At 59.7% G+C, this 17,507-nt stretch carries 23 protein-coding genes; 9 read left to right on the forward strand and 14 right to left on the reverse strand.

Going from position 1 to position 17,507, the window contains the following annotated elements; translation table 11 throughout:
- Nucleotides 1–76 precede the first annotated feature (76 nt).
- From RDV64_RS23425 to RDV64_RS23435, 3 genes are all read left to right on the forward strand, one after another.
- Complete coding sequence (locus RDV64_RS23425) at nucleotides 77–982, forward strand: zincin-like metallopeptidase domain-containing protein (RefSeq protein ID WP_309199766.1); 906 nt, start codon at nucleotides 77–79, stop codon at nucleotides 980–982.
- 445 nt (nucleotides 983–1,427) lie between these two features.
- Entirely contained in the window at nucleotides 1,428–2,309 is an 882-nt protein-coding gene (locus tag RDV64_RS23430; RefSeq protein WP_309199767.1) for a replication initiation protein, read from the forward strand.
- Nucleotides 2,310–3,049: 740 nt separating this feature from the next.
- Complete coding sequence (locus RDV64_RS23435) at nucleotides 3,050–3,838, forward strand: prepilin-type N-terminal cleavage/methylation domain-containing protein (protein ID WP_309199768.1); 789 nt, start codon at nucleotides 3,050–3,052, stop codon at nucleotides 3,836–3,838.
- 380 nt (nucleotides 3,839–4,218) lie between these two features.
- On the opposite strand, the gene RDV64_RS23440 is transcribed toward RDV64_RS23435, so the two are convergent.
- The 11 genes from RDV64_RS23440 to RDV64_RS23490 form a co-directional block, all read right to left on the reverse strand.
- Nucleotides 4,219–4,482, reverse strand: a complete 264-nt coding sequence (locus RDV64_RS23440) for a hypothetical protein (RefSeq protein ID WP_309199769.1) — start codon at nucleotides 4,480–4,482, stop codon at nucleotides 4,219–4,221.
- Nucleotides 4,482–5,132 (reverse strand): ParA family protein, encoded by a 651-nt coding sequence (locus RDV64_RS23445; protein ID WP_309199770.1) that lies wholly within the window; start codon nucleotides 5,130–5,132, stop codon nucleotides 4,482–4,484. Before RDV64_RS23445 ends, RDV64_RS23440 begins: the two co-directional genes overlap by 1 nt.
- Before the next feature lie 215 nt (nucleotides 5,133–5,347).
- On the reverse strand, nucleotides 5,348–5,680 hold the full coding sequence (locus tag RDV64_RS23450; RefSeq protein ID WP_309199771.1) for a hypothetical protein: 333 nt from the start codon (nucleotides 5,678–5,680) through the stop codon (nucleotides 5,348–5,350).
- A 16-nt stretch (nucleotides 5,681–5,696) separates the two neighbouring features.
- On the reverse strand, nucleotides 5,697–6,080 hold the full coding sequence (locus RDV64_RS23455) for a hypothetical protein (protein ID WP_309199772.1): 384 nt from the start codon (nucleotides 6,078–6,080) through the stop codon (nucleotides 5,697–5,699).
- Nucleotides 6,080–7,666, reverse strand: a complete 1,587-nt coding sequence (locus RDV64_RS23460) for a hypothetical protein (RefSeq protein ID WP_309199773.1) — start codon at nucleotides 7,664–7,666, stop codon at nucleotides 6,080–6,082. The genes RDV64_RS23455 and RDV64_RS23460 overlap by 1 nt, the downstream gene beginning before the upstream one ends.
- A gap of 110 nt (nucleotides 7,667–7,776) precedes the next feature.
- Entirely contained in the window at nucleotides 7,777–8,187 is a 411-nt protein-coding gene (locus RDV64_RS23465; protein ID WP_309199774.1) for a hypothetical protein, read from the reverse strand.
- Between the two features lie 3 nt (nucleotides 8,188–8,190).
- A complete protein-coding gene (locus RDV64_RS23470) occupies nucleotides 8,191–8,814 on the reverse strand; it encodes a hypothetical protein (protein WP_309199775.1) in 624 nt (207 codons plus the stop codon).
- Nucleotides 8,815–8,824: 10 nt separating this feature from the next.
- Nucleotides 8,825–9,430 carry a DUF4112 domain-containing protein gene (locus RDV64_RS23475; RefSeq protein ID WP_309199776.1) on the reverse strand — a complete coding sequence of 202 codons (606 nt, stop codon included), beginning with the start codon at nucleotides 9,428–9,430 and terminating at the stop codon, nucleotides 8,825–8,827.
- Nucleotides 9,431–9,505: 75 nt separating this feature from the next.
- Nucleotides 9,506–9,748, reverse strand: coding sequence for a hypothetical protein (locus RDV64_RS23480; protein ID WP_309199777.1), 243 nt, complete (start codon nucleotides 9,746–9,748; stop codon nucleotides 9,506–9,508).
- 4 nt (nucleotides 9,749–9,752) lie between these two features.
- Nucleotides 9,753–10,091 carry a hypothetical protein gene (locus tag RDV64_RS23485; RefSeq protein ID WP_309199778.1) on the reverse strand — a complete coding sequence of 113 codons (339 nt, stop codon included), beginning with the start codon at nucleotides 10,089–10,091 and terminating at the stop codon, nucleotides 9,753–9,755.
- A gap of 103 nt (nucleotides 10,092–10,194) precedes the next feature.
- Entirely contained in the window at nucleotides 10,195–10,524 is a 330-nt protein-coding gene (locus tag RDV64_RS23490; protein ID WP_309199779.1) for a hypothetical protein, read from the reverse strand.
- A gap of 412 nt (nucleotides 10,525–10,936) precedes the next feature.
- Between RDV64_RS23490 and upp the strand changes: the two genes are divergently transcribed.
- The 4 genes from upp (at nucleotide 10,937) to RDV64_RS23510 (ending at nucleotide 13,604) form a co-directional block, all read left to right on the forward strand.
- Nucleotides 10,937–11,590 carry a uracil phosphoribosyltransferase gene (upp, locus tag RDV64_RS23495; protein ID WP_309199780.1) on the forward strand — a complete coding sequence of 218 codons (654 nt, stop codon included), beginning with the start codon at nucleotides 10,937–10,939 and terminating at the stop codon, nucleotides 11,588–11,590.
- Nucleotides 11,590–12,804, forward strand: a complete 1,215-nt coding sequence (locus RDV64_RS23500) for a hypothetical protein (protein WP_309199781.1) — start codon at nucleotides 11,590–11,592, stop codon at nucleotides 12,802–12,804. Before upp ends, RDV64_RS23500 begins: the two co-directional genes overlap by 1 nt.
- A 117-nt stretch (nucleotides 12,805–12,921) precedes the next feature.
- On the forward strand, nucleotides 12,922–13,188 hold the full coding sequence (locus tag RDV64_RS23505; protein WP_309199782.1) for a type II toxin-antitoxin system prevent-host-death family antitoxin: 267 nt from the start codon (nucleotides 12,922–12,924) through the stop codon (nucleotides 13,186–13,188).
- The gene (locus tag RDV64_RS23510; protein ID WP_309199783.1) at nucleotides 13,185–13,604 is read left to right on the forward strand and encodes a type II toxin-antitoxin system VapC family toxin; all 420 of its coding nucleotides are present in this window, start codon (nucleotides 13,185–13,187) and stop codon (nucleotides 13,602–13,604) included. The genes RDV64_RS23505 and RDV64_RS23510 overlap by 4 nt, the downstream gene beginning before the upstream one ends.
- On the opposite strand, the gene RDV64_RS23515 is transcribed toward RDV64_RS23510, so the two are convergent.
- The 3 genes from RDV64_RS23515 to RDV64_RS23525 form a co-directional block, all read right to left on the reverse strand.
- Nucleotides 13,601–14,137, reverse strand: a complete 537-nt coding sequence (locus tag RDV64_RS23515) for a hypothetical protein (protein ID WP_309199784.1) — start codon at nucleotides 14,135–14,137, stop codon at nucleotides 13,601–13,603. The genes RDV64_RS23510 and RDV64_RS23515 overlap by 4 nt on opposite strands.
- Nucleotides 14,121–15,332, reverse strand: coding sequence for a MobA/MobL family protein (locus RDV64_RS23520; RefSeq protein ID WP_309199785.1), 1,212 nt, complete (start codon nucleotides 15,330–15,332; stop codon nucleotides 14,121–14,123). The genes RDV64_RS23515 and RDV64_RS23520 overlap by 17 nt, the downstream gene beginning before the upstream one ends.
- Nucleotides 15,333–15,814: 482 nt before the next feature.
- Nucleotides 15,815–16,444: a recombinase family protein gene (locus RDV64_RS23525; RefSeq protein WP_309199748.1), complete on the reverse strand. Its 630-nt coding sequence runs from the start codon at nucleotides 16,442–16,444 to the stop codon at nucleotides 15,815–15,817.
- 408 nt (nucleotides 16,445–16,852) lie between these two features.
- Here RDV64_RS23525 and RDV64_RS23530 point away from each other — a divergent pair, with 408 nt between their 5' ends.
- Nucleotides 16,853–17,203: a type II toxin-antitoxin system RelE/ParE family toxin gene (locus RDV64_RS23530; protein ID WP_309199749.1), complete on the forward strand. Its 351-nt coding sequence runs from the start codon at nucleotides 16,853–16,855 to the stop codon at nucleotides 17,201–17,203.
- The gene (locus RDV64_RS23535) at nucleotides 17,200–17,484 is read left to right on the forward strand and encodes a helix-turn-helix domain-containing protein (protein ID WP_309199750.1); all 285 of its coding nucleotides are present in this window, start codon (nucleotides 17,200–17,202) and stop codon (nucleotides 17,482–17,484) included. Before RDV64_RS23530 ends, RDV64_RS23535 begins: the two co-directional genes overlap by 4 nt.
- Nucleotides 17,485–17,507 lie beyond the last annotated feature (23 nt).

The raw sequence follows: 17,507 nt of genomic DNA on the forward strand, positions 1-17,507 counted from the left end.
TCCGATCCCCGGTCTCGCCGACGGGCAGAGGTGCAGCAGCAGCTGCACCCCAACCCCAAGGCAAGGAGATCACATCATGGGAAAGACCGACCGCTTCGACGTCCATCAACACATCACCGATCAGATTGTCACCGCCATCGAGGCCGGCGCGGACAACTGGCAAATGCCTTGGCACCGCTCGGCGCATGCCATCACGCGGCCGCAGAATATCGCATCCGGCAAGGGCTATCGCGGTATCAACGTGCTGTCGCTCTGGGTCGCGGCCGCGGCCAACGACTACGCTCATGGCATGTGGGGAACATACAAGCAGTGGCAGGAGCACGGCGCCCAGGTGAAGAAGGGCGAAAAGTCCTCGGTCATCGTGTTTTATAAGGAGCTCGAGCGGGCGCGCGAGGACGATCCATCCGAGACCGAAACCGTGCTGTTTGCGCGCGCCAGCCGTGTCTTCAACGCGGCGCAGGTCGAGGGTTTTACCGTCGAGGATGAAGCGCCGACCGAGGACCGGATCGAGCCCGTGGACGCCGCCGAGGCCTTCACCGCGGCAACTGGCGCCATGGTGAACATCGGAGGCGAGCGCGCCTTTTACAGGCCGGCCAAGGATCGCATCCAAATGCCGGACCGGGAGCGTTTTACCGGTACGGCGACATCAAACCCGACCGAAGCGTGGTATGGCACGCTCTTGCATGAGATTTGTCATTGGAGTGGCGCTGCGCACCGGCTCGACCGTCAGCTGTCCACGCGCTTTGGCGATGACGCCTACGCCGCCGAAGAGCTCATCGCCGAGCTCGGCGCCGCTTTTCTCTGTGCGGATCTTGGCATCACGTCCGAGCCGCGGCCGGACCATGCCGCCTACCTCGCCAGCTGGCTGAAAATCCTCAAAGCAGACAAGAAGGCCGTCTTCACCGCCGCCAGTGCGGCCGGTAAGGCCGCGGACTATTTGACAAATCTCGCCGCCGCGCAGCCGCAGCGCCAGGCGGCGTGAGATGACGGGCCTTTTCTACCCGAATAGACGAGGTGCTTGAGACCGAGTCCGAGCCCTGCCCGCGCAAGCAAAATGGGCAGGGCGACGGCGTTCCCTGTTCGGGTAGCTAGCATGCTAAGGGGCTAGAAATCTAAGTACCGGTTCAGCCTCTAGGCCGGGCAGGAGACGCGCCTAGCGTAGTATCTCGCCCCCTCCCGCCGCAACCGGCCCCACTCTGAAGAGCCCCTTGGCGCAGCTCCTGACGCCGGCATAACGGCTGCCAGCGGCACCCTCCAAAAGTGAAGGATTCGGGCAGGCCCTAAATCCGGCGCGAGTAGCCCTGCACCCCACTGTTTTTGTTGAGAATTTTACAGGCGCAATTTCGCCAACTGTGAGGAATTCGGGGAAGTGTGAATGAAAAGCGGTTTATGCTTTCACTTTTGGCGAGCGTCGCTAAGAATAAGGCATGTCAGAGGCCTTGCATCCTGAAACGGTTCTGCGAACGCTCGACCTGACGCCTCGCCGCGATCAGGCGATGAAGCCTGCCGAACTGATCCAGATCACCGGCCACCAGTCGCTTTCGCTCAGCGATCGCCGCACGATCACGCTGCTTTGGCACAACGCGCACCAGCAGGGCGTAGCGGAAGGCAAAGACTACACGATCGAACTCGACGACCTGAAAAGCGACAGCCACAAGGGCTATGAGATGATCGAGGAATCGATCACTGCGCTGATGCGAACCATTCTCGTCGTCAAACTGCCAGACGGGCGCACGCGCCGGGTGCAGTTTCTCGGCGGCAATGACCTCGACGATCCCGACCGCCACGCCGGCGTGCTCGCCTACAGCTTCGACAAGCGCCTGATAGAGATCCTGGAAGACTCACGGATTTGGGGCAAAATCGCCCTGCCTGTGCTTATGGCCTTCTCCTCGAAATACTCCGTCAGCCTGTATGAAAATCTCGCCCAGCTCAGCGGGCTGCGCAAAAATGTCCGCGACATCCCCCTCGAAGAATTCCGCGAAATGCTCGGCGTCGAAGACGGGAAATACGCCGCCTTCGGTGCGCTCAACAAGCATGTCATCAAACCTGCCATGCTCGAAGTGAACGCACTCGCCGCCTTCAACGTCAAAATCCTGCCCTACAAGACCGGCAAACGCGTCACCCACCTCAAAATCAGCTGGTGGAACAAGTCGCGCGACGAGATGCAGAGCGCCTTTCAGGAGCTTCAGCGCCCCAAAGTCGGCCGCAAGGCGCGCATCAATGGCACCCACGAATATGTCACCGACGTCTATAGCAGCGCTAACCGCCTCGCCCGCGCCGCCAGGGCGGCTGTGGATAACGACGGCTAGGGCTCCCCGGATTCCTCACATTACGCCCCGAATTCCTCACAGTATTCCCCGGATTCCTCACACTACGCCCCGAATTCTTCACCGAAGCCCCCAAATCCCTCACATTTGGCCGCGCAAGCAATTGAGATAACTGGCGAAAAAGCACCTCCGAATCTTAGAACATTAAGAACTATAGAATCTTAGAACACCCAACCTGTGGGTAAGTCCTGTGCATAAAACGACCGGCTAACGCCGGTCATAATGCGTCGGCCTAATCGACCGACAAGCATTCTCTAAACGGTATCCGCCTCACGGCGGATGAGATCACCGCCCTGCCCTCCGCCCTTATGGGCTACGTGCAGCCCGGCACCCCAGCCTTGTTCCTGACGAGCGCTTGCGCGCTCGAAGCGCGGCTTCGCCGCGAGTTGCAATGAACTAGTGTGTGGCGGCGCCGCTTGCGCACCCCTCCTCCTCAGTAGGCGCTGAGAGGCCCAAAAATCGATTTTTAGCCCTGCTAAGCCCTTTTAGGTAGCTGGGGCATCAAAGAGCCTCGTGGCTCTCCTACGGCTAAATATGGGGCTTTGGGGATGGATACGTTCGGGGACGGGTGCCGCCGCCGCGTCCGGCCCGCGATGCGCCGCGATCTCACCCGGCGCGGCGCTCGTCGCCTTAAGCGAGATCGGCGCACAAGTAATCGATTTTAGTTAATGAAAATTAAAGCAATATACGGTATTATAATACCATATTGGAGGGTTCATTTAATGCAGAAACAAGGTTTTTTAATGCAGAAACAAGGTTTTTCACTCGTCGAATTGAGTATCGTTCTCGTTATTCTTGGGCTGCTCACCGGAGGGATTCTGACTGGGCAAAGCCTCATCCGAGCGGCGGAGCTGCGGAGTGTGACGACGGAGTTTAGCAAATACCAAACGGCCACCATGACGTTTCGTGATAAATATTTTGCGCTGCCGGGGGATATGCGCAATGCGACAGATTTTTGGGGGGCAGCTACTTGCCCTACTGCGGCCGGGGCGGCTAACCAGACTTGTAATGGCAACAACGACGGGAAAATCGAACGTTCTGGAAATGCGAGCGAATTCGGCGAAGCTTTCGCCTTTTGGCAGCATTTAACAAACGCGGGATTGATAGAAGGCAATTATTCAGGCATCGCAGGAGATGGCGGGATTATCGATGCCGATCCCGGGGCGAATGTTCCCCCCTCGCGTTTAAGTAATGGCGCTTGGTATATTGAACATAAAGATGGCGGAAATTCGGTAATATTCAACCAGAATTATGGCAACTTTTTTTCGTATGGAGGCGTTACTGTTACTGGAGCAACCTCAGTGAATATTTTAACTCCTGAAGAAACATGGAACATTGATACTAAAATGGATGATGGTCGGCCGGGTTATGGAAAAGTAGTTGCTATTGGGTGGAACGATACATGCTCTTCTGCAATAGATGGTAGTTCGTCGGCAGATGATTTTGAAGCGGAATACCGGCTAAACGATAATAGCTTAAAATGCACTATTGCTTTTAAAACAGGGTTTTAGTTATAGAGGAACTGTGTGTAGTTGATTTTTTATAAGGTGAAACCAGCTAAAGAAATCCCGTATGAGCCTATTCCTCCCCCAAGCGCTCATTCGAGTTGAAACACGCCTTTTCCCTGGTCGAATTTTCCATCGTATTGGTTATATTTGGGCTTCGAGATAGGTTGTTCCAACCTCCTCCGCTATCGCGAGCGAATCAATTCGCGCGCGCCAAACACCGCCTTGCCTAGGCGAACATACCGTCGCGCCGAAGCGAATCGCCGTTTCAAAGTCGCCGCGCATGCATCCATTTGCAGCTTTTAGATGAAACCCTGCCGCGACGCGCCTCGATCACAAGGGGATTTCCGCCGGACTGCAAAGCGATCATATGGCATGCTAAATGGCTAAAGTGTTAGCCGCCCACTCTGATACGCCTCAAACAGCTCAATGAAAAACTGCGACTTAGAGCCCTTCTTGTAGCCGAGCTTGTCGCCGGCGGCTTTGGCGAAGGCTTCCGCCACCGCTTCAGGCACCTTCAATTGCAGGGCGACAGGCTTCTCAGTCATTTCGGGCTTATCGCGCGGCGGGTTCGCCACGTTCTTTGGCGCTTCCGTGCGTGCAGGCGGTTCGCCCTTCCCCGTGCGTTTCAGCTGAGCCACATTCGCCATCACGCTACCTCCTGCATTCGCGCTGCCACCGCATCGACGAGGCTCTGCGCTAGCTTGTCTGCCCGTTTCACCAGGCTCGGAAACGGCGCTTCTGTCACCGCGCGCCCCACATCATGCGCCTGGCTATAGGCCGTGCGCACCGGCAGCTCCCCTTGCAACACAGTGAAATGCGCCTTCTCCAGATACTGCCGTGCGGCCGCAATCTCGGCGTCGCTGTCCGTCACCTTCACCAGCGCATAGACGATCCGATCTTTTGAGATGCCCGCATCGAGCAGGTCGTAGCCAAGCAGCACCGATGGATCGAGATCATCCCTGCCCTGGCTGGTCGGGATCACAATCAGATTGGCTGCCTTGGCGATCGTCAGCGTGTCGCGCGAGGCATGTGGCGCGCCGTCGAAAATATAGACGTCAAACTGGTTGGCTTCCTTCAATGCGGTCTTGATATTGTTGAAGGTCTCGATCCGAATTTCTGGCTCAAAGCCATTCTCGGCGCGTCGCTTCGCCCATTGGTATGCCGTGCCTTGCTGGATATCGACATCGGCGATCTTCACGGATAAGCCGCCGGCCGCCGCCTCACGCGCTAGCAGACGCGCTAGCGTCGACTTTCCGACGCCGCCTTTTTGCGACACAAATCCAACAATACAGCCCATAGCGGCGCCTCCTTCTACGGCTAAGGCGCTAGCCGCTTAAGCCGCTATCACGTTAGCATGCTAGCATCATATCGAAAGCCGTGCTTTGCGGCTACGAAGGAGTGCGAGGCTGTGGACTGTACAGGCATTTAGAGTGTTAGCATGCTAAATTGTTAAAAACTTAGGAGGCTAGCGTATTTTGTGGGCGACAATCTCTTGCGAGATGATCTGCACTCCTATCGCCTTGGGCCCCGATCTAGCGCAGGCCCGTCGTCATACCCGCGGCCATTGTCCTGAAAGACCTCCCGGTTTGCCTGGCCGTATGGTGAGGGCGCCGCATCCTGCTTGAGCGCGCCGACTGTGTCGTAGGCACGCTGCGCCAGCTGCGCGACCTTCAAACACTCGGTCGGTGAGAAGCGCGAGCTGTCATGATAGTTGCCCTGCTGATCGCGCCAGGTGCGGGTGAGCTCAACGCTGAAAACGTCGCCTTTCTCCCCGGCGTTGCGCCAGATGGTGGCTTTGATGCCGCCGTCGCGCAGCGTCGCTTCGGGTGCGTTTTGGTTGGCCATGATCAACTCCTAAAAATTACCGGCGATCGCCGATCTGGTTGAGGCTGTCGCCGATGAGGCGGTTGAGGTCGGAGGGGAGGCGATCCACGAGATCGGCGTAGTCGGCTTTCGCGGTGCCTTGGGTCTTGATGGCAAGGCTCGCCTGCGGGCGCGGCGGCTCGGCGACCGGCTTGGGCTTTCTGGCGATCTTTTTGGGTTTGTAGGGCCGCAGGGTCTGCCGATCATGGCGGCGCCAGGCGGACGCAGCACGGCCGATCGTCATGATGCAGACCGCCCAGAAGATGACGAGGAGCGGCGGCAAGGCGCCTTGGGACCACATCAGGACGGCAATCCCGTAGGCGAGAAGCCCGAGGAGGGGATTGGTCAGGAACCAGCAGAGCGGGCGAAGGATGTGATGCATCAGCGGACCCTTTGATTGAAGGTAATGGGAAGAAAATTCCGGCCGCGATTGGCGACGAAGCGCCGGCCGGCCTGGAACCAGATGGCATCGACCAGAAGCCGGTTTTCCGGACCGCCGGAGCGCAGATATCCGAACACACGCGGCTCGACCTCAAAGTCCATCTGCTCCGACACTGTGTCGTTGGTCGACCATCCGGAGCTGAAGCTCAGACCGGTGTTGCGCCCCGAACTGTAGCCAGAGCTGAACGTCGAGCTCTGGCTGTCGCCGGAGTAGCCGGCAGACAAGCTGGTGTTGGCGCCGTAATTCTCGCCGGAAGAGCTGGACGACCCAGCGTTGATGCCGCGCGAGGAACTGCCGCGCAGTTGCAGATTGCGGCCGATCATGGTCGCCATCATCTGGTTGGTCGCCTCGTCGTCGTTGCGGTGCGCGACCTTGGTGACGAAGTTGGCAAGCAGCGCCATGGTGGATTCTCGGGGCGTGCCGCCCCCGATCATCGCCATGTAGTTGGAGATCGTCTGGGTCAGGTAGACGGTCGATACGCGCTTGGAGCGGGCCACCGTCTGGAACTGCGCATCGAACGGCGTGATGAAATACTGGCTCTCATCGCCCCAGATGAAGACCGGGCGCACAGCCTGGGACGTGTCGCGCTTCAGCGCCGCCAGCTGGAACAGGTATTTGAAGAGGTGCTGGATGATCAGCCCGACCTCGCGATATTTGTCGATCGCAAAGTCGAGAACGATGACACCGCCCTCAAAACAGAGCTCCGGTACGAGCGTCGTCTCGGTGGAGAATTTCTCCCGCATCACGCCTTTCAGAAACGGCGTGAACTGCGAGGTGACCGTGGTGACGATGTTGCTGCGGGTTTCGGGGTCGAGGACCGCAAAATTCTCCTTGAAAAACTGCAGGACGACGAAGAGGTCTTGATCGGCGATGGTGCTTGCCGGGTGATGAGCGGCGCGGTGCAGCGTCTGGAGGCAGAAGGATCTTGAGCGCGCGGCTTCTGACCCAAAGTCCTTCGGATTGCGGGGGGCGGTCTGGATGAAGCGCACGAGCTCGTCGATGCGCAGGCGGCCGTAGGCGGTCCAGATCGCGTCGATGGCGTGTGAAAGAAGCTCGCGCGGCGCCAGATTCCAGAACGGCTGCTCGCCGCCCTTGCCCTGGAGTTCGTCACCGCGGCTTGCCGCGTCCTTCATCTTCATGAGGAAGTCGACGACGTTGGGCGTGATCAACCGGCCCGCCGCGTCGAGGTTCTGCAGCGCGACGTAGTGCAGGAAATTGAACTTGTGCATGCCGTGCTCATCGAAGTGGATGAGCTGGGCGGTGCGCCCGGTTCTTGCCGCGTACGCTTCCCACGCGTCCCACTCGCTGGGGCTGGCTTTGGCGCACAGTACGATGCCGCCAAAGCCGCTGCGCAGATAGGTGAGGGCAAGATACTGACCGCTGGCGCTCGTCTTGCCGCTGCCAGTGCTGCCGGTGATGTGAACCCCGGTGAGGGCGGTGGTGAGAAGGAAGGCGTCGCGCATGGCACCGCTCAGCTTGAGCAGCGGCGTCTGCATGTCCGAGACATAGGGAAGGGCAGGGTGCAAGGCACCACCGCGCCGAAGCGACTTTCTACGCGTCGGAGGGGCGACCGGCACCACGTCGCGGGACTGGACCGTGAGAGCACGTTCTGGACGGATAAAACCCATGTCGGACCTCAGCGCTTCATCCGTTGCGTCATCTCTGGCGCATCGGGTTCATCGGGATCGGGAGCAAACATGTCGGCGCAGGCCTGGCGGTAGTCGGGTTCCGGGTCTGTCCCGTAAAAGCTGCGCACGGCATCGCGGGTGTGGTCAGGATCGAAACCGTCTCCCGTCCGGCCAATGCCATCGAGCGCCTCGGGGGCGTCTGGGTTGTGGCCGTGAACGTTGCCGGGTCCCTGACTGTCGTCAGGCCCTTGCGTGCGTCCCAGAGGATCGCTGCCAGGGGTGCGGCTGAGCTGGTCCTGCCACTGGGCCGGCGTCGTCTCGCGGCCGAACCAGGCGCGCTCCCAGGCGCCTCGGATATCGGACGCCGCGTAGGCGAGCTCTTCGCCGGCGCTCTGGCGGAGCGTTTTACGATCCGCCATCGGCTAGCGCCCGATCGTTTGGTAGAGCTGGCTCACGTGGGCCTTGAAGGCGTAGCGAGCGTGAAGCGACTGCCAGAATTTTACGAACGGCCAGAAGACGCCGAGGAACAGCAGGAAGCCGAACAGGATCGCCCCGATCAAGTAGAATGGATGCTGAGGTGGTTCTGCGGGGTTCACGCAAGACAAGAAGCCGACTGCGAACAGCGGCATGGCAACAAGCCATTTGAGGATCGGCCGGCCAAATAGCATGTGCCAGTTGCCTCGGGTGTAGACGAGGCCGGTCTTCTCGCTGGCATAGCCAAGGAGAACGAGTTTCGGGCGCGTTGCTCGGCCGTTCGAACGGGTGATGGTCCCGACCGCGATGGCGAGATCGGTCTCGAGCGGCGGCGTCAGGCTTTTCTTCGACCGGACGAAGAAGGCACGATCGGCGGACCCGAACCCAAAGCCGCCGGCTTTATGCTCGACAACCGATCCGAACTTGTAGCTGAACTCATACTCGCGCTTGCCGAAAGCCCGGTCGATCCGGCCCGGTTTGCGTGTCTTCGTCTTGCGGGCAACGAACGACGTGCTGGGCTTGAAATAGGCTTCTCGGTCCAGCTCGGCCTGGTGAACGGCGTGCTCATGCATGACCAGGCCCTCACGCAAACAGAGCGTAGAGAATGATCAGCGCGAAGCCGATCAGGGCGATGTTGCGCAGGTTTATCGTCCCGGCGCTTCGCCCGCCCCGAAACAGGGCGTTCTCGAGGTAGATGACTTCGCCCTGGGTGATGTGGCCGCGCCGCTCACCGTGATCGCGGATTGTTTGGTAGGCGATGAGCTTGCCGCGGATTTCGTCTTGGATCATGCCGGCGTAGATGCGGTGCGATCGGAGGAACACGTCGATGAGATCGCCGACGCCGACGAAGACCCCAATGACGACGTCGACAATGGTCAGCACAAATCCGGCGATGCGGGTTCTCCCACTGCATCGGGCGCGGGATGCACAGCCCAACAGCTTGAATCCGCCATAGGCAGAGTAAAGGCCGCCGAGGCCAGGGACCATGGTGAGGATGCCATCGAGGCCGATCGGGCCGACCAGTCCATCGGCTTGATGAGCAAAGCGTTCGACATCTTCGTGAGTGTCGGTGAGTTTCGCGATCTCCGCCAAAATATGCGGCGGGATCGTGTGATGGACGGGCTCAGGCTCGTAGAGCGCCGGCTGGACGTGGTGGTGCGGCGTTGGTAGGCGTTCAACGTTGTTCATTGGTCTCTCGTTTGGTTGCGAGGGGGCTGGGGCAGCAAAAAGGGGCGCCGCTGCAACGGCGCCCCTTTTGTCGTTTCATGGTCGCCAACGGACCACACGCACGCCGTTGGCAAAGAGGCCCCCGCCGACGGCGATGAGCCAGCTCGGACCCATCGGTCCGATGGCGTAAGCGGCAAGGACCAGCCCGGCCGACATGAACACCGTTCCGATGACGCCGCGGATGTGTCGCGTTGCCAGGATGGCTTTTACGCGCGGCGAACTGCCGGATTGGTTGGCGTCCGGTGTTCGAGCGGCGGATGTAGAGGAATGGGTTTCCACCGGGCTACTCCGAACAGTCGGTCGCAGCGCAAAAGATGATGCCGAGGATGCCCACGACGATCGCGGGGCCCAACAAACCTCCACCGCCGTCGCCGGTCTTGGAAGACCGGTCATCATCGTCACGGTCGCGCGAATATTCGCAGTGCGCGCCGGTCCATCGGCCGCCATCCTCCGCGCACACACCGGCGGTGTGCTCGATCGGATCGGCGAAGGCGGTCTCTGCCTGCGCTTTCGGCGGGGCGATAAAGATCGCCGCCGCCGTGCAGGCGACAACGACAACACGGTTCAAGATGCCGGAGAGCGAGATGCCCTCGGACTTTTCACGGCGGTCCTGATCCGCCATTGTGATGATCTTCACTGGTCGTCCCTTTCTAAGGTGATCGGTTGAGGAAGCGCCCTGCGGGTCGAGCCGGCCAAAGTTCTGGCCCGCAGGGTGCGGCACCGCGCTAAGGCTCCGTAGCGCTGTCGGCGCGGTAGCCTTGCCACCGCAGCGCGGTGATGGTCCGAGCGCTCGCGACGCGAATAGCGGCGGAGCCTTCGAGGCGAAGCTCGAGGCATAGAAGTTCTCCAGTGATGTGAGGGATGGGTTGCGCGGATATCGCGCGCGGCGGTTCAGCGGCGGGTGAGGACCCTGCCGTGAGCTGGAAGAGCGCATTGGAGGTGCCGGCGAACGGATGGCCGGCGGCGAGCGCGGAAAGAAGCGGCTGAGCGGTGATTGCGAGGGGAAATGTCATCGCTGCGCAAACCAGCGGGATGGATATCCAGAGCTTCATCATCCAGCCCCCAAGCCCCGGCGACAGAATGCGGGCTTCAGAACAAGCTGAATGGATTCGACTGCAATCGCAGTCCGCAATCCGCCATGAGGGGAAGGTGGGAGGGGGAGTGTCATCGCGATAACCCCTGTGGCTGCTTGCTACGGCCCCACTATGCAAGACCCGCACTCTGTTTTCAACATACGATAAACGTTTTATTTAAAATATGTGATCTGAAGCCTCACGTAGTGTGCACCCAGGCGGCGCGAACCGGTGCTGTTAAGCCCAACCTGCAGCTTCGGTGTGGCTTTCTTGGAACAAATCTTGCTGCGTCATTATTCACGAGTGAGGGGGCGCACTCCCCAGTCTCGACGGAGGGGTGGTTCCGTGACAAAACTTGCAAGACTAATTTGTTCCAGGTGCTTGTGGGGGGGCTATGAGTGATCCTGCGAATTTCACGCTGCTCGAACATCCGCTGATCACCAACAAGATCACCCTGTTGCGGGAGTTCGAGACAAGCATGGGTAAGTTTGGCGATCTCCTGTTCGAGATCGGCGCCTACTTTGGCTTCGAGTTGACCCGTGATCTTCCCCTGAGCGATGGGGTAATCGAACGCTTCCCCGATCAGGCCAAAGTGCCGGTGAGGCGGATCGTTCACAGGAATCTAGCGGTTGTCCCGATCATGCGTTCGGGGCTTATCCTCGCTGAAGGCTTTCGTAGCGTGGCCAAGCCAATCAGAACTGGGCATCTGGGCTTCTCCCGCGTCGATCCGGAGACCTATGAGGTCGAGCCTTATCTGGTGGCGCTTCCCGACCTGGTCGGTCGGAAATTCATCGTTCTCGATACGGTGATCGCGACGGGGCACACGATGTGCAAGGCCGTCGAGATCATGCATGACGATTGCGAAATCGAGTTTGAGAACATTGTCGTCGCCTCGGTGCTGATCACGCCCGAGGGGCAGCGCCGGATAGCTGAGCGTTACCCGGCCGTAAAAGTATTCGCGACAAGCATGGAAGACGGTCTCGATAGCAACAATCATGTCTATCCGGGCTTCGGTGACGATGCCAGTCGGTTATTTGGGTACTTCTGATGACTTACGCCGTAAAATATATAGATGGCAAAAAAAGTCATGCCCTAGCAACATTCCCATCTAATAATAAATTTCTTATAGATAATAAGATTAGTATAGTAGATAATAATGATATAAAAACCCCATTGAAATCACTAAGTCTTTTTAAGCGTATATTTACTGACGAACAGATACTAATTATTAAAAGTGTTTTGGATGATTGGAAAACTGCAGAGGTGCATATCCAGGTCGTCATCCGAGGGCTTCACCATCTTGCCAGCGATCCGAGATCGCGTTTCATCTTTAGTGATGCTCTCGTTAGTGCGATCGCTGGCAGCGAGCCGCCCGTGTCACTTCCGTCAAAAGCGCCTGCGTTATGGAGTTCCGACAAGCGCCACGGTCAAACTCCGCCCAATTTCATCAAACAACACTACGCCCCTTGGCTTGGACGCGGTTTGGGGCGGGCGGATATTTTGAAGCTCGATCCGCAGCTCTATCAAGCCTACTCGAACTGGTTGCGGAAGAACGATCCCCCCGCCGACCTGTATCTGCCGACGCAGAAAGAGCGGACCGACGAGTGGCTCGATAAGGTCACCCAGGGCAACGTTGCGCTAGATGATCCAAAAACGCTGCAGCGCGCGAGCCATGCCCTTCGACGTCGGGAACTCTCGTCGAACGAAATCGTACCGAAGCGTTACATCGAACGCATGCTCGACGATCCGCCTTCGCCGCCGTCGAGAGCACCCGAGCGGTGGCATCCTGACCTGGGTGAAGATCCAGCCGCTTTCGTGGTGAGAGTGTACGGCGATTGGCTGTACGCCCGAGCTCCGGCAATCACGCGCAAGGAACTGCTTGCTCTTGATCCTTCCCTTCATGAGGCCTTGAACGATTGGGTTGCGGGTCATGAGCAGCCCAAGCACATGCGTTTGCCGCCGCGTTCGTGGAAAGAAAAGCAGCCCGGTGACCGCCCATCTGATTTCCTCAAACGCCACTACCGACCGTGGCTGCGTGGCGATTATCGCGGTCTGATGCGGCCGGACATTCTTCATCTCGACAAACCACTTTATCAGGCGATTCAGTATTGGAGCCGAAAGGAAGAGTGGCCGGACTCATGCCCGCTTCCGACAAGGTCGGAGGTTAATACGGCGCTTCTCCCGTCGCTTGACGACGAGCAGGCGATGAAAGCCATACGGGAAGGTGCACGCCTGAACAGTGCCGTAGCGCGCCGCCGATAGCCCTTTTCAGAATGCTTGCGGCTTTCACGGACGTGGTCACTCCGGCCATCTCACTCTTTGATTGCAAATTGAGCTAGTCCACACTAGACTATATCTATGGAATTGAGTTCTGATCACATGATGCAGCACGTCTGGACGATCACGGAAGCGAAGGCGCGTTTGTCCGAGGTCCTGCGCCGCGCCGAGGAGGACGGTCCGCAACGTATCGGCGCGCGCCGGGGCTATATCGTCATGTCCGAGGCGGAGTGGCTGCGTCTCCAGTCGCCGCGCCCGCGGCTCGGGCACTGGCTCGTCGAGAACCTGCAGCAAACCGGACCACTGGAGCTGCCCTCGCGCGCTGAGCCCGCCCGCGCAAACCCTTTCGATGTTGATGGGGCAGAGTGACGGGCGTCCTTCTCGATACAAACGTCATCTCGGAACTCACCAGGCCGAACCGCGACGCTTACGTCATTGCGTTTCTGGAGGCTCTGGAAGACGGCTACGTCTCGACGATCACGCTGCATGAGCTGACCTATGGTCTGGAGCGGCTACAGGACGGAGCTCGGCGCCAGGCGCTTGCCGAGACGATCGAGCGGTTCCTCTCGCTCTATCAAGACCGGATCTTGCCGGTCAGCACACCGGAAGCGCGTGCGGCCGCGGTTCTTCGGGCGGGGCAGGCCGAGCGTGGCCGCGTGCTCCATCTCGCCGATGCGCTGATCGCGGCAACCGCCCTCGTTCAGGGTTTGACGATTGCGACCCGCAACATCGGCGACTTCGAGGGCCTTGGCGTCGTGCTCCACAATCCTTGGCAGCCGGTTTAGATCGGGCGCTGATTGGCGGATGCGGCCCGCATCTGATCGCCACCCTGCATGACATAGATTTTGGTGATGACGGGTTCGTCGTCCGGCAATCGATCGACTGGCGTCTTGTAGACCATCGGGCTGTATTCCTGGATGAAGGAAACCTGGCGCCGGCGGATCTTGAGCCGAAGATCATCAAGGTGCCGTCCGATCAGCCGGATGATGCAATCGGGGAACATCAGGTCGATCTCCTGCTCGATCCCGTCCAGGTCGAGCGCCGAATAGGAGACCATCGACAACAGCCGATAGTCGAACATGACGCCTTCCGGCAGATCCATGCGCAGCTCTTTCCACTTGCGCACGTCGCAGTCAGAACTGCCGCCGGTGAGAACGCCATAGGCTTTGTAGTCCGTCGATCCGATCTTGTGCTCGATCGGGGTATCGGCCTGGGGACGCGCGCCGTCGCTGCGCTGCGGCGCGACACGCTCCGCGTGGGACGGACGTGTGGTCACGTCCGGATCGCGTCCGAAGAAGCTTTTAGGGTCTTGGGCCACGGCGCACCTCCGGGATCATATCGTCTGGGCCGGGCTCGCGGTTGAACCGCTCGACCACCTCTTCGGTCCAATCCTGAATGCGCAGCATCGCTTGGCTGAGGCGAACCGGATCGCGAGTTCCAAGATGGGCGAATGCGCGCTCCATCTTGCCGCGCACCTCGACGGCTGCCCAGGTGTGCACGTTGTCCTTGAGGTGGGTGTAGGCATCGTGGATGCGCCCTGCGATGCCCACGGGCTTTTGCGGCGCGCGATCGAGCTTTTCGGCACGGAGGAAATCGCCGTTGGCGAGTGCCTCCTGGCGCTGCGCGGCGAGGGTGCGGTGATCTATCCGCTCGTCCGATCCCGCCATTTCCAGCGCCTTGTTGGTGGCCTCGCTCCACGCCGCGCGCCAGCGATAGAGGCGCATTTCTTTCTGTCGTTCTGACACCTCTATTTCGGCGGCAGATAGCGCCACGTCGAGCCTGGCGTCACCACCAAAGCGCGAAGCGTCAGATTGCAGCCCAACCACCTTTTTGTTCATTCGGCGGAGGGCTGCCTGTTGCTGCTTGCGGGCGTGTTCGCCCGGAGCAGGGGGCGCGGCCTTGAGCTCGCGCAGATGGTCTGAGGCGCCCTCAAGGGCTGTGGCCAGTGTCTCCGTCGGCCCGTAGCGCCGCACGTCGTTTTGCAGCTGTCCGCGCTTGCGCTTGGCCTCCGCCATGGCGGCGATCTGTTGATCGCTGTCGTTCCACTCGCGCACCTTGTTGCCGAACAGGATGCCCTTCTCGAGTTTGTCTGGCCGGTCCTCCAGCTGACGCATGGTCAGCATGATGTGGGCGTGCGGCTGGGGCTGTCCGTCGGATGCGGTGCGATTGTGGATCGCCACGTCGGCGACCATTCCTTCGGAGACGAATTGTTCACGCACGTAGGTCTCGACCAGCGCGGCGCGTTCGGCCTTGGAAAGCTCGCGCGGCAGCGTCAGCTCTATCTCGCGATAAAGTTGTGCCTTCTCTTTGAGCTTGCCGTCGGTTAGATTCACCTCTCGCCTTTCGACCATGTTCCAAAGTTGCTGTCTGTCACAGCACCAGTCGGGTGCGCCGTCCGGTGCGATGACAGTTTCGTGCTCGACGGTGTGATCGGGATCGTCGCGTCGGCCCAACCATTTGCCCTGCATGTTGTCGTACAGGCGATGTCCCGATCGGTACGCGGCTGCGGCCACGGCACTTTTGCGGGTCGCGCCTCCTGTCTTAGGGGAGGCGATATGTCGGCTCACCGCCTTTGCGCGGAGGTGGTAGATGGCCAGTGTTCTTCTCCTTGCTGGCCTGCCGATGTGCATCCGTCTTAATACTCAGGTGTGCACTTATACGTTTTTGTACCAAAAACGTGCCCACTTGTCGAGAATTAATTTGTATCGATCGGCAGGATTGCTGAGGAGTCGAGCCGTATGTACTGAACAAAAGGCTGGCTATCCGGGTTTTGTTCAGTATCCATCTCCGCAGTGAAAATAATTGATGCCCCGATGGTTTGTTTCATTGGCGCGCATTCAGGGGCGACGTTCAAGGCGGTCGGCAGCGGCCGTCGTTGCCGGCGCGTCATTGGCGGCAAACGTCATGCCCGCGATCCGTCTCTCCGCGGAAAATGGTCTGGCGAGCGCGAAGCGCGGCCTTCGCGGGAAGCTGGCATCGTTGCAGCTAAAAGTTGCTAGCCGTCATCGCCGGCGACGCGAAGCGATCGCCGTAGCGTCGGAAGGCTCACGCCAAATGTCTGCGCCACGTCCTTGCGCAGCCGGCCGGCGGCGACGAGGTCTCGCGCCATGGCGACCTGGTGCGGTGAGAGGGACGGGCGTCGTCCAACTCTCACACCCTGCCGCCGAGCATTCGTCATTCCGATGCGGACCTTCTCCGACCGGGCGACCCGTTCGCATTCTGCCAGTGCCTTGATCAATGCCGTCTGTGCACTCGGCTCGGACGAGGTGGTGTCGACGTCCTGCTCGAGAGCGCGGACGGCGGCTCCTTCATCCGCGAGCTTGGCCAGGAGATCGAGGAGGTGCGGAAGGGAACGGTAGAGCCGATCCAGGCGGCAGACCATGAGAGTGGCGCCGGAATCCAGGCGCTCCAGAGCGGCATGAAGTTGGGGGCCGGCCGGGCCACCTCCCGTTGTTCGCTCGTCGGCAAAGACTTCTGAGCAGCCGGCGGCGCGGAGTATCTCAAGTTGTGCGGGGAGGGTGGGTTCGCCGGGCGCGGCCCGTGCGTAGCCGATCAGCGGAGGGGCGTTTCTTTCAGTGGTTTCGTTCGTTGGGAGAGAGCCGAACATCTTGCCAAATAGCTTCATTTCTCAGCCGCCTCTATCTGGAACCTGCCCTTTGTATTGTGGACGTCTAGAAGAGATCATCCAAGAGGCAAGCGGCGCTGAAACGTCCGTATGTTTGCCTGGCAATTTCAGCGAAACGCTGTGCCGCGTCAGGGCATATATCGTACGGCGTAGCCGTTCTCGATATACGTCTGTGCTCTACGGGCACGTATCTACGCCGTTGCAGGGCGAGTTCGTGCAGAGCATCGAGAGCAGGGCCGGCAGATGGGGGATCACGGCGAAGGCGTCCAACGACGCCGAGCCGGTTGAGCTCCGTGCCCCGTTGATGATCCGTGAGCTTCGGCTCTCTCTGCCAAGTCGGGCGGCTGAGCAATATGACCGCTTGACTGTATGTACCTTGTGAGATACATTGTACCTTGTGAGGTATGAGTGGAGTCTGGGCTGAAAAAACTACCGGCGGTGTTTTACCGCTCGGCCAGCGGCACCGAGCCGGTGCGAGATTGGCTGAGATCGCTCGATCCAGGCGACCGCAATATCCTCGGCCATGACATCGGCATGGCCGAATTCGGTTGGCCTGTAGGAATGCCCCTTTGCAGATCGCTTGGCGGCGGCCTGTGGGAGGTTCGCAGCAACCTTACCCAACGCCGGATTGCCCGTGTCATTTTCTGTGTGGCGCATGGGCGAATGGTGCTGCTGCACGGCTTCATCAAGAAGGCGCAGAAAACACCAGCTCCGGACCTCAACCTGGCCCGCACCCGACAAAAGGAGATCGAGAAATGACGACCCATCCACATATCGGCTCCGCCTTCGCGGACTTCCTGAAGGAGGAAGGCATCCATGAAGAGGTGACGGCGCGCGCGACGAAGCGTGTGCTCGCGTGGCAGATCGCACAGGCCATGCAGGAGCAAGGCGTCACCAAGATCGAGATGGCAAAGCGGATGCGTACCAGCCGTGCCCAGCTCGATCGTCTCCTTGATCCCGACAACGACAAGGTTCAGCTCGACACCGTACAGCGCGCCGCGAGCGCGCTGGGGCGGACACTTGAGCTTCAACTCCGCTGAGGCGTCATCAACTCTAAAAATGA

It is taken from the genome of Acuticoccus sp. MNP-M23 (assembly GCF_031195445.1).
In the GTDB taxonomy this organism is placed as follows: Bacteria; Pseudomonadota; Alphaproteobacteria; order Rhizobiales; family Amorphaceae; genus Acuticoccus.